23 protein-coding genes and 1 pseudogene are annotated in these 24802 nt (G+C 49.7%); 15 read left to right on the forward strand and 9 right to left on the reverse strand.

Annotation, left to right across the window (positions count from 1 at the left end; genetic code table 11):
* Window positions 1-35: 35 nt before the first annotated feature.
* From glmM to H3M12_RS06665, 6 genes are all read left to right on the forward strand, one after another.
* Window positions 36-1400 (forward strand): phosphoglucosamine mutase, encoded by a 1365-nt coding sequence (gene glmM / locus H3M12_RS06640; protein ID WP_129031106.1) that lies wholly within the window; start codon window positions 36-38, stop codon window positions 1398-1400.
* A gap of 264 nt (window positions 1401-1664) precedes the next feature.
* Window positions 1665-3482: a glutamine--fructose-6-phosphate transaminase (isomerizing) gene (gene glmS, locus H3M12_RS06645; protein WP_129031105.1), complete on the forward strand. Its 1818-nt coding sequence runs from the start codon at window positions 1665-1667 to the stop codon at window positions 3480-3482.
* A gap of 621 nt (window positions 3483-4103) precedes the next feature.
* Entirely contained in the window at window positions 4104-4808 is a 705-nt protein-coding gene (locus tag H3M12_RS06650; protein WP_170954918.1) for a glucosamine-6-phosphate deaminase, read from the forward strand.
* Window positions 4809-4903: 95 nt separating this feature from the next.
* Entirely contained in the window at window positions 4904-6331 is a 1428-nt protein-coding gene (locus tag H3M12_RS06655; RefSeq protein WP_129031104.1) for a glycoside hydrolase family 73 protein, read from the forward strand.
* A 216-nt stretch (window positions 6332-6547) separates the two neighbouring features.
* The gene (locus H3M12_RS06660; RefSeq protein ID WP_129031103.1) at window positions 6548-7633 is read left to right on the forward strand and encodes an ABC transporter ATP-binding protein; all 1086 of its coding nucleotides are present in this window, start codon (window positions 6548-6550) and stop codon (window positions 7631-7633) included.
* 474 nt (window positions 7634-8107) lie between these two features.
* Window positions 8108-8416, forward strand: coding sequence for a hypothetical protein (locus H3M12_RS06665; protein WP_182150531.1), 309 nt, complete (start codon window positions 8108-8110; stop codon window positions 8414-8416).
* A 106-nt stretch (window positions 8417-8522) separates the two neighbouring features.
* Here the strand turns inward: H3M12_RS06665 and ppx are convergent, their stop codons facing one another.
* The 5 genes and pseudogenes from ppx to H3M12_RS06685 form a co-directional block, all read right to left on the reverse strand.
* Window positions 8523-9449 (reverse strand): exopolyphosphatase, encoded by a 927-nt coding sequence (gene ppx / locus H3M12_RS06670; protein WP_182150532.1) that lies wholly within the window; start codon window positions 9447-9449, stop codon window positions 8523-8525.
* Window positions 9449-11615 (reverse strand): annotated as a pseudogene (locus H3M12_RS06675) (RNA degradosome polyphosphate kinase). The gene ppx and the pseudogene H3M12_RS06675 overlap by 1 nt, the downstream one beginning before the upstream one ends.
* Window positions 11612-12853 (reverse strand): acetate and sugar kinases/Hsc70/actin family protein, encoded by a 1242-nt coding sequence (locus H3M12_RS06680; protein WP_225423461.1) that lies wholly within the window; start codon window positions 12851-12853, stop codon window positions 11612-11614. Before H3M12_RS06680 ends, H3M12_RS06675 begins: the two are co-directional and overlap by 4 nt.
* Window positions 12817-13143: a hypothetical protein gene (locus H3M12_RS12890; protein WP_225423460.1), complete on the reverse strand. Its 327-nt coding sequence runs from the start codon at window positions 13141-13143 to the stop codon at window positions 12817-12819. The genes H3M12_RS06680 and H3M12_RS12890 overlap by 37 nt, the downstream gene beginning before the upstream one ends.
* A gap of 77 nt (window positions 13144-13220) precedes the next feature.
* Window positions 13221-14042 carry a LicD family protein gene (locus H3M12_RS06685; protein WP_182150533.1) on the reverse strand — a complete coding sequence of 274 codons (822 nt, stop codon included), beginning with the start codon at window positions 14040-14042 and terminating at the stop codon, window positions 13221-13223.
* Window positions 14043-14262: 220 nt separating this feature from the next.
* Here H3M12_RS06685 and H3M12_RS06690 point away from each other — a divergent pair, with 220 nt between their 5' ends.
* Together H3M12_RS06690 and H3M12_RS06695 are read left to right on the forward strand one after the other, a co-directional pair.
* The gene (locus H3M12_RS06690) at window positions 14263-14730 is read left to right on the forward strand and encodes a MarR family winged helix-turn-helix transcriptional regulator (RefSeq protein WP_129031099.1); all 468 of its coding nucleotides are present in this window, start codon (window positions 14263-14265) and stop codon (window positions 14728-14730) included.
* Window positions 14731-14756: 26 nt separating this feature from the next.
* Window positions 14757-14930, forward strand: a complete 174-nt coding sequence (locus tag H3M12_RS06695) for a hypothetical protein (RefSeq protein WP_170954911.1) — start codon at window positions 14757-14759, stop codon at window positions 14928-14930.
* Between the two features lie 43 nt (window positions 14931-14973).
* Here the strand turns inward: H3M12_RS06695 and H3M12_RS06700 are convergent, their stop codons facing one another.
* Window positions 14974-15429, reverse strand: coding sequence for an OsmC family protein (locus tag H3M12_RS06700; protein WP_129031098.1), 456 nt, complete (start codon window positions 15427-15429; stop codon window positions 14974-14976).
* A 369-nt stretch (window positions 15430-15798) separates the two neighbouring features.
* On the opposite strand from H3M12_RS06700, the gene H3M12_RS06705 reads away from it, so the two are divergent.
* The gene (locus H3M12_RS06705; protein ID WP_129031097.1) at window positions 15799-15990 is read left to right on the forward strand and encodes a hypothetical protein; all 192 of its coding nucleotides are present in this window, start codon (window positions 15799-15801) and stop codon (window positions 15988-15990) included.
* Between the two features lie 545 nt (window positions 15991-16535).
* Here H3M12_RS06705 and H3M12_RS06710 read toward each other — a convergent pair.
* Window positions 16536-16907: a DUF1304 domain-containing protein gene (locus H3M12_RS06710; protein ID WP_129031096.1), complete on the reverse strand. Its 372-nt coding sequence runs from the start codon at window positions 16905-16907 to the stop codon at window positions 16536-16538.
* Between the two features lie 215 nt (window positions 16908-17122).
* On the opposite strand from H3M12_RS06710, the gene H3M12_RS06715 reads away from it, so the two are divergent.
* From H3M12_RS06715 to H3M12_RS06730, 4 genes are all read left to right on the forward strand, one after another.
* Window positions 17123-17617 carry an alcohol dehydrogenase gene (locus H3M12_RS06715; protein WP_129031095.1) on the forward strand — a complete coding sequence of 165 codons (495 nt, stop codon included), beginning with the start codon at window positions 17123-17125 and terminating at the stop codon, window positions 17615-17617.
* A gap of 192 nt (window positions 17618-17809) precedes the next feature.
* On the forward strand, window positions 17810-18184 hold the full coding sequence (locus H3M12_RS06720; RefSeq protein ID WP_129031094.1) for a GntR family transcriptional regulator: 375 nt from the start codon (window positions 17810-17812) through the stop codon (window positions 18182-18184).
* The gene (locus H3M12_RS06725; protein ID WP_129031093.1) at window positions 18177-18896 is read left to right on the forward strand and encodes an ATP-binding cassette domain-containing protein; all 720 of its coding nucleotides are present in this window, start codon (window positions 18177-18179) and stop codon (window positions 18894-18896) included. Before H3M12_RS06720 ends, H3M12_RS06725 begins: the two co-directional genes overlap by 8 nt.
* 40 nt (window positions 18897-18936) lie before the next feature.
* On the forward strand, window positions 18937-19656 hold the full coding sequence (locus H3M12_RS06730; protein ID WP_182150534.1) for a hypothetical protein: 720 nt from the start codon (window positions 18937-18939) through the stop codon (window positions 19654-19656).
* A gap of 81 nt (window positions 19657-19737) precedes the next feature.
* Here the strand turns inward: H3M12_RS06730 and H3M12_RS06735 are convergent, their stop codons facing one another.
* Window positions 19738-20736, reverse strand: a complete 999-nt coding sequence (locus H3M12_RS06735; RefSeq protein ID WP_182150535.1) for an NlpC/P60 family protein — start codon at window positions 20734-20736, stop codon at window positions 19738-19740.
* A gap of 402 nt (window positions 20737-21138) precedes the next feature.
* Window positions 21139-21957 (reverse strand): glycosyltransferase family 8 protein, encoded by an 819-nt coding sequence (locus H3M12_RS06740; RefSeq protein WP_129031090.1) that lies wholly within the window; start codon window positions 21955-21957, stop codon window positions 21139-21141.
* Window positions 21958-22290: 333 nt separating this feature from the next.
* On the opposite strand from H3M12_RS06740, the gene H3M12_RS06745 reads away from it, so the two are divergent.
* Window positions 22291-23700: a DASS family sodium-coupled anion symporter gene (locus H3M12_RS06745; protein WP_233449141.1), complete on the forward strand. Its 1410-nt coding sequence runs from the start codon at window positions 22291-22293 to the stop codon at window positions 23698-23700.
* Window positions 23701-23937: 237 nt separating this feature from the next.
* On the forward strand, window positions 23938-24723 hold the full coding sequence (locus H3M12_RS06750) for a glucose-1-dehydrogenase (RefSeq protein WP_182151055.1): 786 nt from the start codon (window positions 23938-23940) through the stop codon (window positions 24721-24723).
* Window positions 24724-24802: the final 79 nt, after the last annotated feature.

Below are 24802 nucleotides of genomic sequence, written 5' to 3' on the forward strand. Positions count from 1 at the left end.
CAATAAATTAATTTTGAGAAATGAGGAATTCTGTCATGAAATACTTTGGAACAGATGGTGTACGGGGCGTTGCCAATCAGGAATTGACGCCGGAACTGGCGTTTAAAGTGGGCCGTTACGGGGGCTACGTGTTAACGCAGCATGCCGATAGCGAAAACAAGCATCCCCAAGTCTTAGTGGCCCGGGACACCCGGATTTCGGGTGAATTATTAGAAAACGCCTTAGTTGCTGGCCTCCTGTCGGTCGGTATCGAAGTGTTACGGTTAGGCGTCATCACCACGCCCGCCGTGGCTTACTTGGTCCGGACTCAGGGCGCCGCAGCCGGGGTCATGATCACCGCGTCGCATAACCCTGCGGAATACAACGGTATCAAGTATTTTGGGAACGATGGCTACAAGTTGTCTGATGAGATGGAAGAAGAAATCGAGGCCCTACTGGATGCGCCTAACGACGACCAACCCCGGCCCGCAACGGACGGCTTAGGCACCGTTGAAGATTACTCCGAGGGTAGCCAAAAGTACATTCAATTCTTGGAACAAACCATTTCGGATGATTTAGAGGGACTACATATCGCCGTCGATGCGGCCAACGGCTCGACTAGTGGCTTGGTCTCACGGTTATACGCTGACTTTAACCTGGATTTTGATACGATTGCGACGCAGCCCAACGGCATCAACATCAACGATCAGGTCGGATCGACGCACCCGGAGAACCTGCAAAAGTTCGTTGTCGAAAAGGGCGCTCAGATTGGCTTGGCCTTTGATGGTGACGGGGACCGGTGCATCGCGGTCGATGAGAACGGTGATATCGTAGATGGGGACAAGATTATGTACATTTGCGGTAAGTATATGTCCGAACACGGCCGGCTGAAGAAGGATACCATCGTGACCACGGTCATGAGTAACCTGGGGATGTACAAAGCGATGGAAGCAAACGGCTTGAAGTCGGTTAAGACCAAAGTTGGAGATCGCTACGTGGTTGAAGAAATGCTCAAGTCCGGGTATAATCTGGGTGGTGAACAGTCTGGCCACATCGTCTTCTTGGACTTCAATACGACTGGGGATGGTCTACTGACCAGTTTGCAATTGCTGCACATTTTGAAGGCGACCGGCAAGAAGTTGTCCGAATTAGCGGCTGACGTCACGACCTACCCGCAAAAGTTAGTCAACATCAAGGTCGCCGATAAGGCCACGGCCATGGATAACCCGAAGGTCAAGGCGATGATTGCGACCGTTGAAAAAGAAATGAATGGCGATGGCCGGGTTCTTGTGCGGCCTTCCGGGACGGAACCCCTCTTACGGGTGATGGCGGAAGCCCCAACCGAAGAAGCCGTGGCGACATTCGTGGAACGGATCGCGGAAGTTGTGCGGGCCGAAGTCGGCGTTAAAGATGACCAGTAAACCTGATAAAGCCTCAAAAACGTTGCCAGGGCGGCAACGTTTTTTTACACTTTAATCTAGCTTAATTAAATTTTAAATATAAGATATACCATTATTGGATTTTTGAATTGACAACCTCGACTGAAGGCTGTAAAGTATAGTCATTCAGGGTTAGCTTTCAATTTATTTCAGTCTATACCAATTTTAAGAAAGCTAATTCATTTTCATCATAAAATCAAAACCGGCGTCATTTTCAGAACGCCAGTCAGAAAAGGAAGATAGATTATGTGTGGAATTGTTGGTGTTACGGGTAACGACAATGCCGTTAAGATCCTGGTTGAAGGGCTCCAGAAGCTGGAGTACCGGGGATACGATTCGGCAGGGATTTACGTAAACGACCAGAAGGGCCAGGATTACCTGGTCAAGACCAAGGGCCGGATTTCGCAGTTACGGGAAAAAATCACCCCGGACGTGCACGGCTCCACCGGGATTGGCCATACCCGCTGGGCGACTCACGGGGTCGTCAGCGTGGATAACGCGCACCCGCACTTCTCAAACGACGACCGGTTCTACTTGGTCCACAACGGTGTGATCGACAACTTCCAAGAACTCAAGGCCCAGTACTTGAGTGATGTGCCATTCAAGAGCCAGACCGATACTGAAGTCGTGGTTCAGTTGATCGATAAGTTCGCAGTCGAAGACAACTTAGACGCTAAATCCGCGTTCTTAAAGGCTTTGGGCTTATTAAAAGGATCTTCGTATGCTTTCTTGTTGATGGACCGGGAACAACCCGATACTTTATTCGTTGCCAAGAACAAGAGTCCGCTATTGATTGGGGTAGCCGATGGCTTTAACGTGGTCTGCTCCGATGCGATGGCCATGTTACGCGAAACTCACGACTTCTTGGAATTGATGGATGGCGAAGTCGTCACCATCACGCCGGACAAGGTCGCCATTGAAGATGCTGACGGCAACGCTGTTGACCGGAAACCATTCCACGTGGACATGAATGCCGACGAAACGGATAAGGGGACGTATCCCTTCTACATGTTGAAGGAAGTCGACGAGCAACCGAACGTGATGCGGAAGTTAGCCCAAACTTACTTATCCGAACACGGCCAGCCACAAATCGACCAGAACCTGATTCAGGCCATGCAGGCGGCCGACCGGCTCTACATCATCGGTGCCGGGACTAGTTACCACGCTGGTTTAGTCGGCAAGCGGCTCTTTGAACGCTTGGCCCACATCCCAACGGAAGTTCATGTTTCCTCCGAATTTGCGTACGAGCAACCAATGCTGTCCGAGAAGCCATTCTTCGTCTTCTTGACGCAGTCCGGTGAAACGGCCGATAGTCGTGAAGTTCTGGTCAACGTCAATGACGCCGGTTACCCAAGTTTGACGATCACCAACGTGCAAAATTCCACGCTGTCGCGGGAAGCTAGCTTCACGCTGTTGCTTCATGCGGGTCCAGAAATCGCCGTGGCTTCGACTAAGGCCTACACCGCCCAAATCGCGTTGGAAGCTATCTTGGCTAAAGCCTTAGGTGAAGTCAATGGGCAAATCGTAGCGCAAAACTTTAACGTGCGCCAACAATTAGGGTTAGTGGCCACGGGAATGCAGGCTATCGTCGATGAAAAGGGCAAGATTGAGCAGTTGGCGAACGACTACTTGATGGCGTCTAACCGAGCCTTCTACATTGGCCGGAGCATCGACCACGCCGTTTCTCTGGAAGCGGCCTTGAAGCTTAAGGAAATCTCCTACGTTCAAGCCGAAGGGTTTGCTTCTGGAGAACTGAAGCACGGGACGATTGCCTTGATTGAAAAGGGGACGCCGGTGATTGGGTTTATCACCCAGGAAAAGACGGCTGGCCTGACCCGGAGCAACCTGCAAGAAACCATGGCCCGGGGCGCCAAGACCATGACCATCGTGCGCGAAGGTTTAGCTATCGATGGCGACACACTGGTCTTACCAGACGTTGATGAAATGTTGATGCCGTTGCTGACGGTGGTTCCGGCCCAGTTATTGGCCTACTACACCAGCCTGAACAAGGGCTTGGATGTCGATAAGCCACGGAACCTGGCTAAGAGTGTTACGGTTGAATAAGAATTAGCAATTGGGGACCTGCGCGAAAGCGGCGGGTCCTTTTTAGTCCTCGCGGTAATTATCATGAGAACAACAGTGGACCAACCAATGCGACTTGGTGCTGTCGATATTTTAAAATACCTAGTGCTCGGCTAAACAGCCCCGGCAGCAAGGGCTTTTAGAAATGAGTAATGTGCTCCTAATTAGGGGCTAACCAATCCTAAAATCTTGCGTTCCCTAACTTTTCGTTATATAGTATTCGCATAACACAAGAGAAAAAGAAGGTGACGACCATGAAGTATACGAAACGTGAAAACTCTCATAAAAATCAAAAACAACGGGACGCCACATTTGAGAAGTTCCGGAAACAACAAAACGAATTAAACGCGAACCGTCGGGGTGTCCGGCGTAAATAACGTTGCCATGCTAAGTGGCAGCCAGCCCGAGGGAAACGTCCCTTGGGCTTTTTTACGTCGTTAGTTTGGTTATCCACCAAGCTAGGTAAGTTAACGGCAAGAAATAGTCACAGCCTAATACGATAGTTGAGGTAAATCCTTGCAAAACTGGTCTAGAGCGATTATAATTGGGATATACCATTAAGGGAGAAAGGTCAGATGCATGATGATGACACAATTACAGAATATGCACGTTCAAATCGTAAAGGATCCCGCTGCCGGGGGCGTAGCGGGTTTCAAGGTTTTCCAACAAGCGTTAGCCGCTGGCGCTAAGGTCTTTGGTTTAGCTACGGGAAGTACGCCTATTTCCATTTATGACCAATTGACGGCTAGTGACCTGGACTTCAGCCAATTAACGTCTATCAATTTAGACGAATACGTGGGCTTGGGCTCGGATCATCCCCAAAGCTACCGTTACTTTATGCAACACCATTTGTTTAACGCCAAGCCGTTCGCACATTCCTACGTTCCTGATGGGTTAAACACCGATGCGGATACCGAGACCAAGCGGTATGAAAGTATTATTGCTGCGAACCCAATTGATTTGCAGCTCTTAGGCTTAGGACGTAACGGCCACGTGGGGTTCAATGAACCCGGGACGGCCCCGCAATCGACTACGCACAAGGTGGCCCTGACTCCTTCGACGATTGCGGCCAACGCGCGCTTCTTCGACAATGCTGATGAAGTACCCCGTTACGCTTATTCAATGGGCATTGGGACGATTTTGAAGGCTAAGCAGATCTTGATTGTGGCCTACGGCGCTGAAAAGGCCGCGGCCGTGGCTGCGATGCTGCAAGGCCCCGTGACGGCAGACGTTCCAGCCAGCTTTTTGCAGACTCATCCGAACGTTACCGTGATTTTGGATGAGCAAGCAGCGAGTCAACTCAAATAAACCGCAAGTTTTCCCGGTTTCCCCGACTAATTTTCGACACCGCTTTCTGGAATTATGGTATTCTTATTCTGGAAGCGATTTTAGGGGGGAACATCATGAAGGGAAGCAAACAGTGGTTTTTAGCCGCGGCCGTCGTTGTAAGTGTCGGTCTTAGTGGGGTGATTGGGTTGACCAGTCATGCGGCTACTACCCAGCAAACGTTTATTTCATCGCTGAAAAGTCCCGTCCAAACGGTGGCTAATCAGTACAATCTGTACCCGTCGGTGATGTTGGCGCAGGCTGCGCTAGAAAGTGGTTGGGGGACCAGCCAACTGACGCTACAGGCGAATAATTATTTTGGCATCAAGGGCAGCTATAACGGCCAATCCGTCAGTATGCCCACGTCGGAATATGACGCCAACGGTCAACTGTACACGACGGACGCTAACTTTCGGAAGTACCCCAGCGCGAAGGCCTCGATGACTGATAACGCGAAGCTTCTACGTAACGGAATCAGTTCGGATCCCACCTATTATAGTGGAACGTGGCGGGAGAATGCGGTGACTTATGCCGACGCGGCCAACGCGTTGACGGGCACCTACGCTACGGCGCCGACGTACGGGGCCACGCTGATTACGTTGATTCAACAATACAACCTGGCAAACTTAGACGGAAGTAACAGCACGACCAGCAGTAGCAGTTCGTCCAGTGTGGCGGATAGCAGCAGTAGTGCCCCGACCGTGACCTACGCCACGGCTAAGTACTACGGGGCTAGTGGAACCCAAACGGCCCGGTTGAGTGCTAAACATACCAGTTATCGAGTCTATAACCACATCAAAGGGACGCGGGCTAAGGTGACGAAGACCGCGTGGAAGAAATTGAAGGTCGGTACGGGCCAACTGGTCTACGTTAACATGCGGGGCGTGAAGCAATCACCAACGACCGGCAAGAAAACCACTTGGTACCGGATTACATTGACCAATAAAAAATCCGCGAAGAAGTACTGGGTTTACGACTCGGTTTTGACCTTACCGAAGGTGACCTACACGGCGGGACAGGCGACCATCAAACTCAATTCGACTAAGGGCAGTTACTACAACCACGTCTTTAATTCCCCGTACCTGGCTAAAGCCCAGGGGAAAATCAGTCAGCTGAAGGCTAAGAGTTATAAGGCAGACAATCAAGCGGTGAAGACCCAGGATGGGAACAAGTCAACCTGGTACCGCATCATTGTTGGTAAGACCAAGTATTGGGTCGCCGCTGATGAAATTGCGGCCGCGCCCCAGTACGATTACGTGGTCTACACACCTGAGAAGACGACTAAGAAGTTGAGCCAAAAATTCACGACGTATCATCTATACAATCACGTGAAGAAGACGCATTTTGATCAAAAACAAGTGGCCTGGCCTAAAAAGGCCAAGTCAGGAACTAAGGTGACGGTGAACTTGAAAGGGGTCAAGCCGCGGTACCAGACAACGTGGTATCGGCTCAAGTTCAGCGGTGATAAGACCAATTACTGGGTCGATGCCCGGGCGTTGGACTGAGTGACTAACTGATTTTCAATGGCACGGCGGTAGCGCAGTGCCATTTTTTCGGTGGGCTAAAGAAATGTCTAAGCTCACAGGGATTTTTGTCGTTTATCGTTTTTTTCTGGTATAATACTACAGATTGAATGAGTTCGGGGTAAACGGGTGACAAATCACCAAGTGGTGCGCCGGACTCATCGAGCACGCTAATAACTGAGTTAGGAAGTTTAATTCATGGATAATGCATATAAAATTAAGGTCCAAAACGTCACGAAGGAGTACGACTTATACAAGAGCCAGTCCGAAAAGCTGCGGTCGTTTTTTTCGTTACGCAACAGCAAGGTGCCGCATTTTTGGTCATTAATGGGCATCTCCTTAGAAGTTAAACCCGGTGAGACGCTGGGCTTGATCGGGGTCAACGGTTCCGGTAAGTCCACGTTATCCAACATCATCTCCGGGATCATTCCCCAAACGACGGGGGTCGTGGATGTTCGCGGAGACACCTCGATTATCGCGATTGGGGCCGGGTTGCGGGGTAACTTGACCGGTTTAGAAAACATTCGGTTGAAGGCATTGATGCAGGGGCTGACCAATCCTGAGATTGATGCTTTGATGGACGACATCGTGTCGTTTGCTGATATTGGTGATTTCTTGTATCAACCAGTCAAGAGCTACTCTTCCGGGATGAAGTCACGGTTAGGTTTCTCCATCGCGGTTCACGTGAACCCCGATATCTTGATCATTGATGAAGCTTTGTCCGTTGGGGACGATACCTTCTATCAAAAGTGTGTGGATAAGATTGCAGAATTTAAGGATGAGGGCAAGACGATCATCTTCGTCAGTCATTCTTTGAAACAAATCGAAATCTTGTGTGATCGGGTCGCTTGGATTCATTACGGGACCCTAAAAGAACTGGGTGATACCAAGACGGTCGTCAAGAATTACCGGGCGTTCACTAAGTGGTTCAAGACCCAGACTAAGAAAGAAAAGAAGCACTTCCAGCGGCAAATGAAGGCCAACCAGAAGTCGTTTGACATCGATGCCTACCAACAAAGCGTGACCGATGAACGTCAAAAAGCCGAGCCGGAAAACAAGGCGGTCGCTGCGGACGTGAAGAAAGAGTTCTACGGGTCAGTAATCAGTGAAAAGATGAGTCTCAGCAATCGCATCCTAACCACGGTCGTGGGTGTCCTCTTCGTCTTGGTCTGCCTGGTCAACATTTCGGGGCATTCGTTGAGTGACGTGGTACAACAACCAAGTAACTTGATTCACCCCGAAACGGTCCTGCACGACCCGAACGCCACGACGGAACTCAAATAATTAAAAAATAATTAAAAAACAGATAGATTTATTTTAATTTTAGTGGTATCTTTAACTTACCATTTATTTACCCCTTAATCGGGTTGCCCAATGAATCCGGTCAAGGATCTATCTCTCATTTGGTGCAGACTAAATGGTATGGTCGGAAAGGCAACTTTCCGACCTTTTTTTAGAGGCTGGATAACGAAAACCCTTAACTTTTTAGTGAAAAGGCATTGACAGCGCTTTCAAATGTGGGTATATTAGTAGCTGTAAGGTATTAATAATTACCTTCTAATCAATTCTCTTTCTCTCTTATGCCGACCACTACCATTCCCTGGTAGTGGTTTTTGTGTGCTCCGAGAGAAACGCTGGCATACCGCAATTTAAGTGGGGCCACAGCTGAGTTAACCCGGCCATACGAGCAGGGGAAGCGGGGCTGTTGTTTCGGCGAATCCTTGGTATAATGGAGCTAGCACTGGAGGAAAGTTAGTAATGAAAAGTCATGAAACGTTTACCTTAATCGAGGAAATTACCCGTTTAGACGGGTCGAAGTACATGGAAATCAGCGACATGGTCCAAAACGGCCGGGCGGAACTCGCGGCCGAACGGGGACTGATCAAGCAAGTGCGTATTTTGCAACTGAACATCGCACACACCCCACACGTGCAGGCCTATGAAGATTACGTTAACGAAAATTACGAGATGCCCGCTGAAGACTTTACTGAATTCCAGGAATGGGCCAAGCCCGAAAAAATTCAAAAAGAAGTGGACGCCATCTTACAGGAAAACCACATTGGCTAACCGTTGGGCTGGCTAGGATTGGTTAAACGTAAAGCGGCTGACACAAGACTTTTAGATCTTGTGTCAGCCGCTTTTTAAATTTAGCCGTCCAACATAAGTGTTGGGACTAAGCTTTTAGCTTATTCAGATATTCAAAGAGGATGCCATCCCGCAGACCAGCGTTAGAGAAGATGATTTGCTGCGAATCTAGCAACCGCATGAGTAATGTGACCGGGATGAGGCCACCAATGATGATATCAGCCCGTTCCTTGGCGAGTCCGGGGACCTTCTTCCGTTCCTCCAGGGTCGCCCCTAACAAGCGTGTCAGGGTCTCGTAGACGTCTTCATCGGTGAGCTTGTAGCCGTGAACATCTTCGGCGTTCAAGAAATTCTTTTTGCGCCGGTTGATTTTGGCCAGCGTCCGGTTAGCGCCCCCCAAACCGACGATGGGCAGATTCGTTGCTTCTCGGAGCCACCAGATGTCGTTAAAGACGTTGTTGACGAAGGTCATGGCTTTGAACAACGAGTCCGGTTTAATTTTGTCACTTTCGAGATAATTTTGGGATAACGTGACGGAACCTAAAGGTATCGACACCACGTGCTTGAGTTGTTGGTTTTGAACTAGGATCAGTTCGGACGACCCACCCCCGGTGTCGACCACCAGGCCGTTGATGATGGGCAAAGTGTTGACCACGCCTAGATAATCGTAGCGGGCTTCGGTGGCTCCCGAAATGACTTCTAAACTCAAGCCAATCTTTTCCTTGACTTGTTTCAAGAAGGCCTTTTGGTTGGTTGCCTGGCGCACGGCCGCGGTGGCTACGGCGTGAATCTCAGGATGATCTAACTTACTATAGATGGCCTTGAAATCGACTAACGCAGCCATGGTGCGGTCGATGGTTTCCGGTTGGAGGACCCGTTTCGGTCCCATGTTGGCGGATAACCGCACGTAGCGTTTGATTTGGTTGACCGTCTGGTAATTGCCGTGACTATCGACTTCAGTCACGGTCATCCGAACTGAGTTAGAACCCAGGTCGATCACGACGAGGTTTTTCATTATTGAGGACTCCGATCAATAGGGGATTTGGGCTGATTCTTCGGACTCAGCATCGGCCGAAAACGCCGCGGGGCGCCCACGGGTTGGTCCGTGTCTTGCGGCAGTTGCTTGGTCTTCGCTTCAGCGGCATGCATAAACGCGGTCTGTGCATCCAGAGGTTCCAGTCCCCGGCGATCGACGCGACCGTATTCGCGGTCGGCCTGCAACACCCGTGTCTTAACATTATCATCCCACATGGTCTGGAAAATATCAAAAATCCGTTGGCGAAGTTGCGGTTGTTGAACCGGGAAGAGCAGTTCGACCCGGCGGTTCAGGTTACGCGTCATCAGATCGGCACTGGACAGGTAGACTTGCTCATCGCCTCCGTTGGCAAAGGCGTAGATGCGGCTGTGTTCTAAGAAACGGCCGACGATAGAATGGACGGCGATGTTGTCACTGACCCCCGGAATGCCGACGTTGAGACAGCAGATGCCCCGAACGACTAATTCAACGTGGACGCCGGCGTGAGAAGCCTCGTAGAGCTTGGCAATCATGGCCGAGTCAGACAAGGAATTCATCTTCATTTTAATCCAGGCCGGTTGTCCTAATCGCGCGTTGTTGATTTCCTCATCGATCCGATTAGACAGGAATTCGCGAATGCCATCTGGTGAGATGTGTAACTGGTGGAAATACGGTGGTTCGGAGTAACCGGACAACATGTTGAAAATGTTGGAGGCATCGATGCCCATGTCCGTGTTGGTGGTGAATAACCCCATGTCGGTGTAGAAGTTAGCGGTGACGTCGTTGTAGTTCCCGGTTCCCATGTGCATGTAGCGACGGATACCATCTTCTTCACGGCGCACGATCAGCGTTAATTTACAGTGGGTCTTCAGGCCAATCAACCCGTAAATCACGTGACAGCCCATCTTTTCCAGTTGGCGTGCCCAGCGGACGTTGCTTTCCTCATCGAATCGTGCTTTGACTTCGACTAATACGGTGACCTGTTTACCGTTCTGGGCCGCGGTCCCCAAGGATTTGATGATGGGGGAGTTGGCCGAGACCCGGTAGAGGGTCATCTTGATGGCTAAAACTTCGTCGTCACTGGCGGCTTGCCGGACCAAGTTGGTCACGGCATCGAAGGAATCGTAGGGGTGTTGGACGAAAACGTCGTGGTCACGAATCGTTGCGAACAAGTCGTCTTCGGTCCCCATGCCGGGTGTTTGGGCGGGGGTGAACTTCGAGTAACTTTCGTCGGCGTGGTTGGTAATCTGCTTGGTCCACTTGCCTAAGAAGGTCAAATCAATTGGGCCGGCAATGCTGTAAATGGCGTAGGCCGGCACCTTGATAGATGTCGCCAACCGCTTCTGGAGGGCGTTAGAGATTCCAGATTCGACTTCGAGTCGCACGGCCCCCCCCGTGTTCCCGTTGCTTCAACTGATGTTGGACTTCCTTCAGTAAATCGGAGGTGTCTTCTTCGGCCACGTCGAGGTCCATGTCCCGGATGACCCGGTAGGTCGCCGTTTCTTGGACTTTGTAGCCGACAAACAGGTTACCAATGAATGTCTTGATGATGTCTTCGAGCAAGATAAAGTCGTTCTCTGCCCCGGGTAACCGCACCGTCCGGGAGAAAATGTCGGGCACTTGGACCGTAGCGAAGCGTTTGTCGTGTTTATCACCGGATTTATGCAAGCGCAAGGCCAGATTCAAGGTGTTGTTGCCGATGAACGGGAAGGGCCGCGAGCTGTCGACCGCCATGGGCGTCAGTGCCGGTGATAATTCGTTAGTAAAGTAGTGTTCGATGAAGCGTTGTTGCTCGGCGGTCAAATCGTCGACGGTCTTTAAATGGATGTTTAAATTTCCTAATAGGGGCAACAACATCCGCGTCAACGTGGTGTATTGTTTGATGACTTGGTCGTGAGCCTTGGCGTTGACCGCAATCAGTTGGTCTTCTGCGGTCATGCCTGAGGCGTCCGGCTTCGGATAGTTGACGGCTGCTAATTTGGCGAGGGACGCCACCCGCACCATAAAGAATTCGTCAACGTTACTTTGAGTGATTCCCAAAAACCGGACCCGCTCTAAGAGTGGGTTGGCCTTGTCCCGGGCTTCATCAAGGACCCGAGCGTTAAAGTCGAGCCAACTGAGTTCCCGGTTGGTGTAATAAGTTGGCTTCGTGAAATCGACTGTCATTTATGTAACCTCCTCTGTTTGAAAACGGGCTGGAGCCCAAAGACGTCCGTAAAGAATTCAGCTTTACGGGAGAATGCCCAGTGGACCAACGCGAGATCATCGTCGCTAAAGGCCGTGATGATGACTTGCGTTGGTCGCACGGAAACGGAAATCCGTTCCACCGTTTGTTGGTGGGCATCGTCTAGGGAATCGGCCAACCGTAAAATAGCCGCTAACTTGGCGATGGCGAGCCGTTTCGAGGCGCCAAGTTGCCGGAAGTGAGCCAGTTCGCTGACCGGAGTGCGAGCGCTGTGGTACCGTGAGACTGCTGCGATAATCTGAATCTCTTCGGTAGAGAGCCCCAAGATCTCAGACTGACGCAAGACGTAATCCGAATGTAGGTAGTGCTGGTGAGTGTCGATGAAGCAACCACTATCGTGCAGGATGGCCGCAATCTGAAGCAATAGTCGGTCGCGTGCTTTCAAATGGTGCAGACTCTTCAACTGGTCGAATAGGTGGAGGGCAAACTTTTCCACTAATTTCATGTGGTGAGGTTCGACCCGGTAGCGTTGGGCAATGGCTAACGCCGACCCTAAGATCTGCTGGGAAAAGTCGTACTTTTTATGGTAGCCGCTTGCGATGGCCCGGTTGGTGGTCAACCCGTCAAGGACGTTTAGATTGACCAGGTGGACTTGTTCGGCATGGACGACAGCGAGGAGTTTTTGAATCAGTAAAACCTCGGGTAAGACGAGCCCGATGGATTCTTTACTGACTTTGAGGTGTTCCATTAAGTATTGGTCGGAAGCCGCGGTAACTTCGTGGGTAAATTGGCGGAACCGCGAAATCGACAGGGTGTAGCTGGTATCGCCTTCCGGAATGAAATAGTTGTTGAGGGGAGTGGCACCAATCAGGATGACTTGGTTCGTCGCCTGTTGGAGATCTTCCGGGATAAAGCGGTAGAAATCGTCAACCTTACTGTTGATGTAGTCGTCAAGCACAGCGAGGGGGTTAGGCGCGGTCATCCGTAAGTTTTGCAGGACTTCCTTGGCCCGAGTTGGCCCCAGTTTCATGTTAGGGGCTGCTTTGAGCTCGTGGTTGGCGAAAAACGAGAAGGTCGTGCTCCCAGAATTGAGGCCAATAATGGCCGCGTGGTCGGCGGTCAGCTTGCGGTAGTCGGCAAAATGAATCGCAACGGCTTCGTTACGGACGAAGGATTCTTCGCTTAACGATAACCAGTGGATCCTAAGGCCGGTCCGCACGTAGAGCTGGTCGCGGATAAAGTCTGCGTTGGGGCACTGGAGAGGGCTTGGGAGCCCCAAATCTTGTAACGGGTGATGCCATAATCTTTGATGATTTGAAGAAAACCGCGGAGTGCTTCGGCAGCGTCCACGACGGTCTGCAAGTCGATATAGACATGGTTGTAAATATTTTCCCCGATGGCGACCGTTGACTTAACGTGCTCGGCTCGTTGACCGGTTTTTAGATTGACAATTGAGAGTTCCATGCTCGTGACGTTAACCAAAATAGCGCCGAAATAATTATCAGCCATATACTCATCTACTTTCTGTTCAAAATGGGGGTAACGGGATGACGCGTTTTGGGGGTAAACTTAAAGCTTAGGGCCACTTAATCGGTAAAGACTTGATTATCCATGATTAACCGTTCCAGGTGTTTTTCGGTCCGTTGATTTTTCGGCGGTAATGCCATGTAATCGCCGTACATCCCTGTTAAAATTGTCGCATAATCGCGGGGGACTTGTACGCGTAATTGCTCAAAGGGAACCATTGTTAGGTCAGTAACCTGTGTAATGGTAAAGACTTCCTTATCGTAAGCGTATTGGGAAGCTAAATTCTTGACGTTTGGCAGGTCCGCTTGGGACTGGTATTGGGTCATGACCGCGGTGCGGGCATCCTTTAATACCTGCACGTCCGCACGCTGGGCAGCATCCAGAGGGGGTTGCAACTTGACCAAGGGGTTATTGACCAGGTGGTACCGGAGTTGTAGTAAAATCCGGGTGTTGTACCATTGGAACTTAGCCAGTTGCTCACGTTGGTGCGTGGGTTCCTGGGGCACCCGGTCGAGTGGGAAAATATCGATAAAGACTCCTTTACGGGCGTGATTAACGTTATTTTTCTCTTCGATATAGGTGTTACGATCTAAAAGCTTGGCGTAACTCAACGCGTAGTTGGGATCGCTATCAGGTGTCTGTAAGAAGTAGTGGGTCGACTGCAAAAGTGCCGGGGCGGCAGCTAATAATTGGTCGTAATCTGCGCGTAAGAGGCCAACGTCCACGTCGTCATCCCAGGGGATGAAGCCCTGATGACGGATGGCTCCCAATAAAGACCCACCAAGTAACGTGTAGGGGAGTTGCAGCTTAGTACATATTTTCACAAATTGGGCTAAGTTACCCAACTCAACCCGGTGAATGCGATCGATTAAACCGGACATAGCAAGTTCCTTTCTGGTCTGTTACGGGAAAAATGTAACAGTGATTAACAATTGTGTGGCTAATTAAGCATCATAATCATGTTTACCGTGGCCAAAAGCGTTTCTCTATTCTAACATAACTTTAGCAGTGCGACTGACCTCGCTCACGAAAAAAACTGGTATTTACGGAATGTAAATGCTAAGATAAAAATCGTATTTTGAGAATTGTAGGTGGAGATTCATGGCCGAAGAAAAAACAGCTTTGCTGGACGCCTTTATTGATGTTTATATGAGTTCGTTGAAGCACCTGGATGAATTCGTATCGGAACCAACCAAGACGTTTCATCTGTCATTTGAACAGTATCTGATCTTGCGGGAAGTCACCCAGCACGAACACGTCACGTTGATGGATATTGCCATTCAACGCCAAGTGACGCGTAGTGCCGTCTCCCGGCAGATTCGCGTTTTGATTCGTCAGGGCTATTTGCGCCAACAGCCCGATGAAAATGACCGCCGGCGCTTGTATCTTTTGGCGACGCCAACTGGTGAACAAGCCGAACGGTTAATCCGTCAACGGATTGAGCACCGGTTCCAAGGTTGGCTTGATATCTACGGTGAAGCTCAGGCACATGAACTCCTTAACTTTATTCGGGATTTCAGCCAGATCACCCGATTTAAGACGCGTGATAATCCACACGATCGGACATGAGAAAAGGATAAGGGAGATTGAAGTCAATGAGTAAAAAGCGCATGAGTGATGAAGAAGCCAAGCGCTGGCGCAAGATTGTCTTCATGGACGACGAGCGTGAGGACCGGCATCCCGGTCGACGGTCGCAATCGTATGTGTATGGGGAACGCCACCCGCAGTCGTGGTGGCACCGCCTAAAGGCGCACTTTTCTCATCATTAATCTCAAATGGACCGCCATGGCAAGATTGCTGGGCGGTCCATTTTTAGGCTTTGTCAGCCACTGGTGTCACCGGACTGAAGTCGTTAACTAAGGTAACGGTGACGTTGTTACTACCACCCATCAATTTAGCCACAGGACAACGGCGTTCCGCTAAATCCACCATGGCCTGGGCCGTCTGGGGATCAATGCCGGGGATTCGGACTTGGGCGTTGACGTAGAATTGAAACCCCTGGACATCGCGGGCAAATTCAACGATAGTGTGTACCTGTGAGCGGTGTGGCAAGTTCCGACGCTTTTCGATGGCTTCGAGTGTGGCGTTCAAGCACGTGCTCAGCGCTAAGCCGACAAATTGTTCGGGGTTCGCCCCCGGCTTAGCAGCTAGCGGTGAACTGGTGACGGCATCGAGACCGCCAGGAATGTAGGAGTGGCTATCGAGGCCATCGTCGTTGATAGCAACGGTCCGGTAAAGTGGCGGGAATTTTTGACGATCAATGGACATGGTTGAAACCCCTTTCTAAAACCTACCTTTAGCCTACCCCGTTCGGCTGGAAAACACAATTGATTTACGGTGGGGACAGCTAAAACAAGATAAATCTAAACCATTAAAAGTTGAGTCAAACAACTATTGTTACTAATCGTCCATTTAGTCACATGGCAACCGGTTGCACACTTTAACTATACCAATTTAAGTAAAAGCAGTTACATTTGGTAAGTTAATGACTAAATAAAAGTAAAACAGCCCCGAAATGGCGGACTGTGTAAATGTTTTGTAACATTTGGCCTTATGAGTAGACCGATTGGGAAAAAACGCTTATAATAATTGGTGACAGGAATTAGAACACTGGCGCAAGTATTTGGGGGGAACCAAATGTTAGATAATCAGCTGTCGGAAGAAAAGCGTAAATTTCAGATGCTTACATGGCGCGCCCAGAAACATGGTACGCAAGTCGTTACTCATGATCAGATGCAACAGTTCACCGCGACTATTGCTGAGCAAGAAGCCATCATGCTCGCCGCCAAGGAGCGACGAACTGCTAATCGGCCCGATTGGGTCAGTTGAAGTGTTGGTAAACTTGTCCGTCCCACTGAAGGAGGTCGCAGGATGAAGCATCCAGGAATGTATTATGTGTACTATGCTGGTGGATGGCTCTTTATTGCCATGATGCTGGTGGTCATTTATCATTTAGGTTTACTGTGGATTGCCATTAGTCAGATGTAAGGGAACACGTTAGAGTGGGGCCAGGGCCGCGCTCTTTTTAATTATCGTTAAAAATGGGATCCTACGCGAACATTAGTAGGATCCCATTTTAAATTGTGCGGTAAACATCTCACGGTTTTAGGTTTTATTTCTGAAAAATTAAGCTGCCGTTAAGCTCCACCCGGTAGGCTGAATTAAGTCATCGGGAAAAGGCCATAAAAAAAGCTAGTTACGAATGAACGCAACCAGCAGAATAGAAGTATGTGTACGGGTCCAATGGTGTTAATAATGGCTTAAGCTCAATTAAATCCTCCAATAATCGAAACCGCGGCATGTTCTCACCTGAATATGTGACTTCATTATAACGTGTGACCCGACGTCTGTAAACCATCTTTTTAAAGAATTTATTAAAGCCACCAACCTAGCAGTAGGAGTAGCGTGATCAAGGCGGGGCATCCCTGAAGCCAGAAGATTTTACGATTGGCAGTTAAACTGCCAAAGAGGGCCACCACGACGATGAACAGTAGTAAGAGCGCTAACGTGATGTGCTGAGCGGTGCCAGCTAACAACCACCAACTGGATAAGATCACGAGTCCCAACATCCCGTTGTAAATTCCTTGGTTGGCTAACGCCGTACGGGCCTGTGGTTGCTGGACGAAGGCTAAGGGCATCCCGAAAGCCCGGGCTTGTTGGGCAGGGTGTCCCCAGATTTCGAGAGCCATAATGCCTAAATGTTCGAGGGCAACGAGAATAATTAAGATGGTTATCAAAATTGTCATGGTAAATCATTTCCTTTCTGGGTGGTTGGCATGATAAAATCCTTTGTATCTGGAGTCACGCAAACGTCTCAACCTATGATTAGTTTAAGCTAACTTTTAGTTTGATGTGTAGAATAATATATAAGGATATTTTTCCACGGGGGAGCAAAGAGTGAAATCGGGGTAGATTCTGGTAAATCAAGCTTTCTAAGAATATAAGAATGGAGGAATTGTTTATGAGACTCTTAGACTTGAGTGGACAACAATTCGGCAGACTGACGGTTATCCGTCGCGACGGGACTGCAAAGAATGGTAACGCGACTTGGCTATGCAAATGTAGCTGTGGCCAATTGGTCACGGTTGACAGTTACCGGCTACGCCACGGGATTACGGTCAGCTGCGGCTGCTATCGGCGAGATATTAGCAAAGCCCGGTTAACCAAGGACCCCCGCACCCGGAAGCAAATTGGGAACGCCACGAACTTACCCCTGGTTAACGGGTCTAACGTGGCTGCTTTAACGAAGATTAGTTCCCGGAATATTTCGGGAGTAATTGGAGTTAGTTTTGATAAGCGGTCAGGTAAGTGGGCGGCACGCCTATTTTACCATGGTCACTATGTCTTGAACCAAACTTTTAGCGACTTCTACGATGCTGTGGCGGCACGGAAGGCTGCCGAGAAACAATTAGCGCAGAAGAATGATTTGAAGTTAGAAGTTCCCGCTGAGAGTTAAATTAAATCTGATCAATCATGAGCCGATCCGTTGGGGGTCGGCTTTTTTGTGTTGGGGCACAACTATTCAGCCAATCAGATAAGACGAGTCCCACGCCCAAATAGGAAGCGTCCCCCGTGCGACTGAATTTCTTTTTGGGGGGAATTGTGTTATAGTGTTATAGAAAGATATAACACTAGTGAGGTGAGACACATGCTGTTTGACGATAAGGTGCCGATTTATTATCAGATCAAGAACTACCTGTATCACCGAATAGTAGCTGGTGACCTACAACTTGGCGACAAGCTGCCTGCAGTTCGACAACTGGCGGTCGACCTGACCGTCAACGTTAATACGGTTCAGCGGGCGTTACGCGAAATGATTGCCGAAGGCTATATTGTGCCGCAGCGGGGGCGAGGAAATTTTGTGACCGCGGATGCTGCCAAGATTACGACGTTGAAGCACGAGTTACTACGTACTTACAGCCAAGCCTTTTATCGTCAACTACACGCGTTGAAGTTAAGCGATACTGAAATCCTACAGGCAATTGAAACGTATATCGAGAAACGGAGGGACGCAGATGACTGAAGCGATTGACATTACCAATTTAAATTACCGGCGCAACACTAAGCAGATTTTGACGAACGTTACTTTGCAACTGAATCCGGGAAAAATCGTTGGGCTGTTAGGCGAAAATGGGGCCGGCAAAACGACTTTGATGCGCTTGATTGCGGGACTCGCCAAGGGAGAAAAGGGGACCATTGCCGTGCACGGTCAAACGACGGCGGCGACCCGCCGAGCCTTTGTCAGTTTTAGTGAGGCGCTTCAGGGGTTTCGCCCCGGCGATAAACTTAGTCAGATTCGTGACTTTTACGCGTTGGCGTACCCGGACTTCTCGGCTAAAAAATATCTGGATTTGATTACCTTTTTACAGATTGACGATGACCAGAAACTCGCGACGCTGTCGAAGGGGACCCGGGAAAAATTCATCATCGCGTTGACGTTATCCCGCGAAGCCGCGGTGTACTTACTCGACGAGCCCTTTAGCGGCATCGATAGTATGAGCCGTAAGCGCATCATCAGCAGTATCATTCGTTGGAAGCAGGATTCAGCCACTATGGTGATCAGCGACCATTACGTGTCGGAAATCGCCGCCTTATTGGACGAAGTGGTGATTATCAAGGACCATACGATTTGTACGCACAAGCGCAGTGACCAAATTCGTCGTGAATTTGGATTGGGGATTGAAGCCTTTTACGAAAGTGTTTACGAGGGGGACATTAGCGATGACCAGTTTTAACCATCTATTTCGAGTTATGTGGCGACCGAAGTTTCGCAGCATGAACCAGCTTTTATTCTTTAACTTATTGGCGGTGGTCGTGACCATGGTCTACCAGATCTGGCGGCGTGGCTTTGCCCAACTGGAAATGATCAGTACGGTGACCATTTGGGGCAGTATCTTTGGCTTCGTCGCCTTTGTCCTTTTGGCGCGGCAAAATGAGCAGGTCGTGATTAGCGATACTTACCGCTTATTGCCCACCAGCGACACTAAGTTATACCTGGCCAACTTAGGGACGTCGTTAGTCGCGCTCCTTTACGTGGGCGTCATCCAGGTCATCTTGCTGGCGGTTGGTACGGCGATGAGCGGCAATATCATCCGCATGTGGCTACAGTTGAACATCCACATGTCGGCGGCTGCCTGGCATGACCTGGCTTTTTACGGAACCAGTGCCGTGTTGTGGGGGATTGTGGTCGCTCTGTGGGCCTGGGCAGTCATCACCTTGATCCACTTTGGAACGAATACCATCAGTGCGTTTCTCCCCAACGTGCAGCAACGCATCATCAAGGTAGTGCTAGCGATTATTTTGACCGGAGTGCTTCTACGGTTCTTGACGTGGTTTGCCGAGCTAGAAAGTAAACTTTACGCGGCTTTCACGGGGATAGCCTCGGTCTTAGAGGGCGGCGTCTGGTTTGACCTCTTAGGACTAGTCGTCGTGGTCATCGTGGTGGCGACTGCCAATATTGTGATGATGCACCGCTGGGTCGAAGCCAAGTATTAGCCAACTAGAAATGAATAAATGCAGACAACAAAAAAACACGAAGTCCCGTAATCGGGGCTTCGCGTTTTAACGTGCTGAAAATTATAACACGATGTAGTAGCTTGGCTTGAAGTAGGAATTTTGAGTGAAAGTGTCGATGCCATCGGATTCGTTTTGTGCGGCAACGTACTTACCGTTACCTAAGGAAATCCCATCATGGTAAGGTGTACTGTCAGAACCCCAGAAGAGGATAGCGCCGTATGGGGCGTTAGCAACGTCGGTGTGGTGCGTCCCTAACTTAGCTTGTTGAATAGTGGTCCGGGCACTTAAGCCGAAGACGTATTGGACTAAACCGGAGCAGTCAAAACCGGACATGGAGTTACCACCGTAAACGTATGGGACGTCACTGTTGGCAATCTTCAAGGCTTCGGCAACACCGCCACCCTTAGTGGAAGAAGTCGAAGCTGAGCTGGAACTCGTGTTAGAGCTGGAGCTAGTCGTCGACTTGGCGCTGGAAGCTGCAGAGCTAGCAGTCGTCGTGTTAGCACTAGAAGCTGTGGAGCTAGCCGTAGTTGCCGTGTGGTTGTACTGCGTTGCGGCAGATGATGAAGAAGCTACAGAACTAGCTTGGGTTGCAGTTGAGGAACTAGCTGCAACGGATTGGGCTGCGCTAGAAGCGGCTGCGGAGCTGGCTGCAGCGGAACTAGCAGCTGCAGAACTTGCTGCAGCACTAGAAGCAGCGGCGGAGCTTGCTGCGGCAGAGGAAGCAGCAGCGGCCTTAGATGCTTGAGTTGCGCTAGTAGCCGTCTTGGCTGCGGAACTGCTGTTTGCAGTGCTTTGAGTCGAGCTGGATTGAGCAGCGCTGGAAGCACTAGTCGTCGTTGAAGTCGTTGCGGCTTGGCTAGTCGTGTTAGCCTTAGTCGTCGTCTTTTGGTTATCAGGAATGCTGAGTTTTTGGTTAACGTAAATCAAGTTAGCATCGCTTAAGCTGTTTGCCTTAACGATGGATTTGATCGAGACGTGGTAGGCTTGGGAGAAGCCCCAGACCGTATCACCAGATTGCACGTTGACCGTGCTAGCGTTGGCTTGGGTACCAGCCATTAATAACGCCGCGGCCCCAAAGGTACTGAGCAGAACTTTTTTAGTTGTCGCTTTGATAGTAAGTCACTCCATAACAAATTTTTTTATGTACCAGTTACGTACGAGTTCTAGTATAGGGACTTTAAGTTGCAGAGTAGTGTCGCTCACTTAACAAACTGCGACGATTTAGTAACGTAAAATGTCAGATGTGACAAATTTTAAGCAATCCCAATTATGGATAAAACCGATGGTTAAATGGGCAAACAACTAAACCGCTAGAAAAATACGCAAAAATGGCCAGTGCGTGGGGGATGGGTCATGATGCCCCCCAGTCACGTGACCATCAATAATCGGGATACTACCACATCTAAGTCGGGAACGATGGGTCGGGTAAGCGGCGATTTTTTTGTAATGCTTGTAAACTTACAGTCGTTTAGATTGGTGTTGGTAATGTTTATACAAGAAAGCGAACCAGTCGGTGGCATTAGGTAACCAAGGTTTCTTAGTTCCACAATAATGGAGGAAAACGGTGTGGCGGATCACCCAATCAAGGTCCCATTTACCTTGGCTAGTAGCCTGATAGGTCAGGTTTTTGCGCACGTCATAGTTGTAGATCACGTCGGGGACCGGTTGCGTATCGTCGGCGTATAGCTTATTGAGCACGTCTTGGTCGGGTAAGAGTAGTTCATCGTGGTGTTCTCGGATCACGGCGAAAATCTTGTCGGCGTCCACGACCTGGCGCGCTCGCTTTAGATTAATTAGCAGCACTCCGGAATTAAAATAGTGCGGGGTTGCGGTATCTAGCCGAAATTGATTGAAGGTCCCGGTCAAGTTCAAAAAGTCGGTGTGCATTGCGGCGGCATACAGCGAGTCGGTGAGGTCGGTCTGGTACAGTGGCGTCAAATCGTTGATGGCTAAGATGTCAGCATCCAGGTAGAGGACTTTATCCAAATCAGTGGGCAATAAGTCGCTAGCTAACAACCGGTAATAAATCGAGCGGGGGTAGCGGTCGGATAATGGGGCGTTAGCAAATAACTTATCGTCAACGATGACCGGGTGGTAAGTCATGTCGAGCCGTTGTAGCTTTTGCTTGAGTGTCGCCGCATTATTGAAAGGCTGATCCTGTAACACGTATACGGCATATTGATTATCGGTGGGCGAGTTTTGGCGAATTGAGTACAACGTGACCAACATTCGGTCAACGAACTTGTCGTCCACCGCAAAGAGCAAGTTGATAAGCATGGGGCAGACCTCCTTAAGGGTTACCTTTAGTTTAGCGGGTCGTTGGTGATGGCGTCCAACAAAACGTTTAGAAGATTTGGGCGGGCTGGTGCTGAGCCCCCCTGCTTGCTGATGAGGATAGAGCGCCACTGCGCTAAGGTTAAATCAATCGGGAGAAATATAAAGGTGGATAGGGTTGTGCCATCACAGTGGTAATATTTAAGCCCTGAACAGCTGAACAACGGGCCGTATCGAGTTAACTTATAAGATAATTATATTATGACTACTTTAACCCACGGGGGTATAAAATTTATGCTGTTAGTAGTTACAATAAAGAGAGGAAAGCGTGATGTGATGAAAATAAAATATAAAGCATTTTTTATCCCGATCATTGTGGGCAGCTTAATTTGGCTGGCAACCCCCGTTCGGCCAGCAGGAATTTCAGTTATTGCTTGGCATTTACTAGCTTTGTTTTTAGCTACAATCGTGGCGTGCATCACGCAACCCTTACCCATAGCTGGCGTTGCTTTAGTCAGTGTGACTATCTTATTGGTGTTACGATTAGTCCCGATTAAGACCACGATGCAGGCGTTTGGCAACAAAACGGTTTGGTTAGTTGCGATGGCTTATATGATCTCACGTGGCTTCTCGAAGACGGGACTAGGTAAGCGAATGGCGTTGTGGTTTGTCAAACTGTTCGGGAAACGAACGTTGGGGCTAGCCTATGCCATTGAGGGGATTGATTTGGTGACAGCTCCGGCCATCCCTAGTAACACTGCACGGGCTGGTGGGATTATTTACCCGATTGTCAAGGCATTATCGGAGACGTTTCACTCCACCCCCCAGGACCACACGGAACGAAAGATTGGTTCCTATTTGATTTTTTCAGAATTTCACGCCAACATTATCACCAGTGCGCTGTTCATGACGGCGATGTCACCAAACTTAATCGCACTTAGCTTGGCAGAATCCTTTAAGATTAAGATTTCTTGGCTGGGATGGTTCGTGGCGGCATCAGTCCCCGGAATAATTTGCTTGGTAACGGTCCCGTATCTCATTTACCGTCTCTATCCTCCCGTTGTACGCGAAACGACCAATGCCCGTGAGTGGGCAACGCAGGAACTCACAAAGATGGGCGCCATGCAACTTAAAGAAAAAGTCATGCTGGGGATCTTTGGCATGGCCCTGCTGCTCTGGATTTTATCCAGCACTTTAAATTTAGATGCGACAACGGTGGCTTTTATTGCGATTTCATTGTTACTGTTGACTGGTGTTTTATCTGTCCAGGATATTTTGCATGAAACGGGCGCGTGGAACGTCGTGGTTTGGTTTTCGATTTTGATTTTTATGGCGAACCGGCTCAATAAATTAGGCATTATTCCGTGGTTATCCCGGGCCATCTCACATCAGTTGAAGGGTGTGAATTGGTTGGTGGTGTTGGTCGTCTTGGCGTTAGTTTACTTTTATTCCCATTACCTGTTTGCGAGTCAAGTGGCACACGTTGCGGCCATGTATGGGGCTTTATTGGGCGTCGCCATCGCGGCGGGAGTCCCGGGCACGCTAGCAACCTTGATTTTAGGTTTTACGACGGCGATTTACAGTTCCACGACCCAATATGCGAACGGCCCCGCCTCTGTTCTGTTTGGTTCCGGTTATGTGAAACAAAGTGATTGGTGGCGGCTCAACGCCATTCTAGGGGGATATTACTTGCTCATCTGGATTGGCTTAGAACTATTTTGGTTGAAAATTATTGGCATTTGGTAGGACGTAGATTAAAGTGGCAATGACTCATAGCTCAACGAATGAGTCGTTGCCACTTTTTCGAGCCATAATCTAAAGTGAATCGTAGGGTAAGCTAATTTCTCGCGTAACGCCCAACATCATGATATAACCATGGTGTAAAAGGTAATGGACCATAATAAACTGGTTCAGCATCGCGAGTGGCGATACAGTCACTCGCTGGTCAATCAGTAAGGTCGATTTAGGGGGAATTATCACATGATGTATTCTGATTTAGCGCACAAAGTCGCGGTTGTCACCGGTGGGTCGAAAGGCATCAGTAGCGCCATTGCCCAACGCTTTGGGGCCGAGCACATGGCTGTAGTGATCAACTACCACAGTGACGAGAAAGGGGCTCAAAAAGTGGCGGCTCAAGTTAAGGCTGCCGGGGGCCAAGCCGTCAGCGTGCAAGCTGATGTGGCGACCGAATCCGGAGTGACCGATTTGCTGGAAACGGCGGTAAATCAGTTTGGTGGCCTGGACGTGTGGGTCAACAACGCGGGGATGGAGATTCAAGTACCGACCCACGAGCTTTCCTTGGCCGACTGGAACAAGGTCATGGCTATCGACCAGACTGGAGTTTTCCTGGGGGCCAAGACGGCGATCACCTATTTCAAACGGCAGGGCAAGCCGGGCAACATCATCAACCTGTCGTCCGTCCACGAGCAGATTCCTTGGCCGACCTTTGCCAGTTATGCGGCGGCTAAAGGGGGCGTCAAGCTGTTTACCCAAACGATTGCCATGGAATACGCGCGGGACAATATTCGGGTCAATTCGATTGGTCCCGGAGCCATCAATACGCCGATCAACGCCAAGAAATTTGCGGACCAAACGCAGTATGACCAGACCGTTAGCATGGTCCCGATGAATCGAATCGGCAAACCGGCTGAAGTGGCGGCCGGTGCTGCGTGGCTGGCGTCATCAGAATCCAGCTACGTCACGGGTATCACACTCTTTATCGACGGTGGGATGACGCTTTATCCGGCCTTTAAGGACGGGCAAGGCTAACTTAGCGGCCGAACTAAGCGTAGCGAGTTGCGTCCCCGATGTCCCCCTTGGTAGACTGAACGGCAATCAGGGGTTAAGA

Source organism: Levilactobacillus suantsaii, assembly GCF_014069315.1.
GTDB classification, from domain to species: domain Bacteria; phylum Bacillota; class Bacilli; order Lactobacillales; family Lactobacillaceae; genus Levilactobacillus; species Levilactobacillus suantsaii.

What these genes read in the sequence shown, in the direction of transcription:
- H3M12_RS06740 (WP_129031090.1), bottom strand. Translation starts at nt 21,957, where the DNA reads ATGCTTATCAACTTGCTCTTTGCGGTGGACGACAAGTTCGTTGACCGA.
- H3M12_RS06705 (WP_129031097.1), top strand. Translation starts at nt 15,799, where the DNA reads ATGTTAGATAATCAGCTGTCGGAAGAAAAGCGTAAATTTCAGATGCTT.
- H3M12_RS06660 (WP_129031103.1), top strand. Translation starts at nt 6,548, where the DNA reads ATGGATAATGCATATAAAATTAAGGTCCAAAACGTCACGAAGGAGTAC.
- H3M12_RS06700 (WP_129031098.1), bottom strand. Translation starts at nt 15,429, where the DNA reads ATGTCCATTGATCGTCAAAAATTCCCGCCACTTTACCGGACCGTTGCT.
- H3M12_RS06685 (WP_182150533.1), bottom strand. Translation starts at nt 14,042, where the DNA reads ATGTCCGGTTTAATCGATCGCATTCACCGGGTTGAGTTGGGTAACTTA.
- H3M12_RS12890 (WP_225423460.1), bottom strand. Translation starts at nt 13,143, where the DNA reads ATGGCTGATAATTATTTCGGCGCTATTTTGGTTAACGTCACGAGCATG.
- H3M12_RS06690 (WP_129031099.1), top strand. Translation starts at nt 14,263, where the DNA reads ATGGCCGAAGAAAAAACAGCTTTGCTGGACGCCTTTATTGATGTTTAT.
- H3M12_RS06710 (WP_129031096.1), bottom strand. Translation starts at nt 16,907, where the DNA reads ATGACAATTTTGATAACCATCTTAATTATTCTCGTTGCCCTCGAACAT.
- H3M12_RS06730 (WP_182150534.1), top strand. Translation starts at nt 18,937, where the DNA reads ATGAACCAGCTTTTATTCTTTAACTTATTGGCGGTGGTCGTGACCATG.
- H3M12_RS06725 (WP_129031093.1), top strand. Translation starts at nt 18,177, where the DNA reads ATGACTGAAGCGATTGACATTACCAATTTAAATTACCGGCGCAACACT.
- H3M12_RS06745 (WP_233449141.1), top strand. Translation starts at nt 22,291, where the DNA reads ATGAAAATAAAATATAAAGCATTTTTTATCCCGATCATTGTGGGCAGC.
- ppx (WP_182150532.1), bottom strand. Translation starts at nt 9,449, where the DNA reads ATGAAAAACCTCGTCGTGATCGACCTGGGTTCTAACTCAGTTCGGATG.
- H3M12_RS06750 (WP_182151055.1), top strand. Translation starts at nt 23,938, where the DNA reads ATGTATTCTGATTTAGCGCACAAAGTCGCGGTTGTCACCGGTGGGTCG.
- glmS (WP_129031105.1), top strand. Translation starts at nt 1,665, where the DNA reads ATGTGTGGAATTGTTGGTGTTACGGGTAACGACAATGCCGTTAAGATC.
- H3M12_RS06715 (WP_129031095.1), top strand. Translation starts at nt 17,123, where the DNA reads ATGAGACTCTTAGACTTGAGTGGACAACAATTCGGCAGACTGACGGTT.
- glmM (WP_129031106.1), top strand. Translation starts at nt 36, where the DNA reads ATGAAATACTTTGGAACAGATGGTGTACGGGGCGTTGCCAATCAGGAA.
- H3M12_RS06665 (WP_182150531.1), top strand. Translation starts at nt 8,108, where the DNA reads ATGAAAAGTCATGAAACGTTTACCTTAATCGAGGAAATTACCCGTTTA.
- H3M12_RS06695 (WP_170954911.1), top strand. Translation starts at nt 14,757, where the DNA reads ATGAGTAAAAAGCGCATGAGTGATGAAGAAGCCAAGCGCTGGCGCAAG.
- H3M12_RS06650 (WP_170954918.1), top strand. Translation starts at nt 4,104, where the DNA reads ATGCACGTTCAAATCGTAAAGGATCCCGCTGCCGGGGGCGTAGCGGGT.
- H3M12_RS06655 (WP_129031104.1), top strand. Translation starts at nt 4,904, where the DNA reads ATGAAGGGAAGCAAACAGTGGTTTTTAGCCGCGGCCGTCGTTGTAAGT.
- H3M12_RS06720 (WP_129031094.1), top strand. Translation starts at nt 17,810, where the DNA reads ATGCTGTTTGACGATAAGGTGCCGATTTATTATCAGATCAAGAACTAC.
- H3M12_RS06735 (WP_182150535.1), bottom strand. Translation starts at nt 20,736, where the DNA reads ATGGCTGGTACCCAAGCCAACGCTAGCACGGTCAACGTGCAATCTGGT.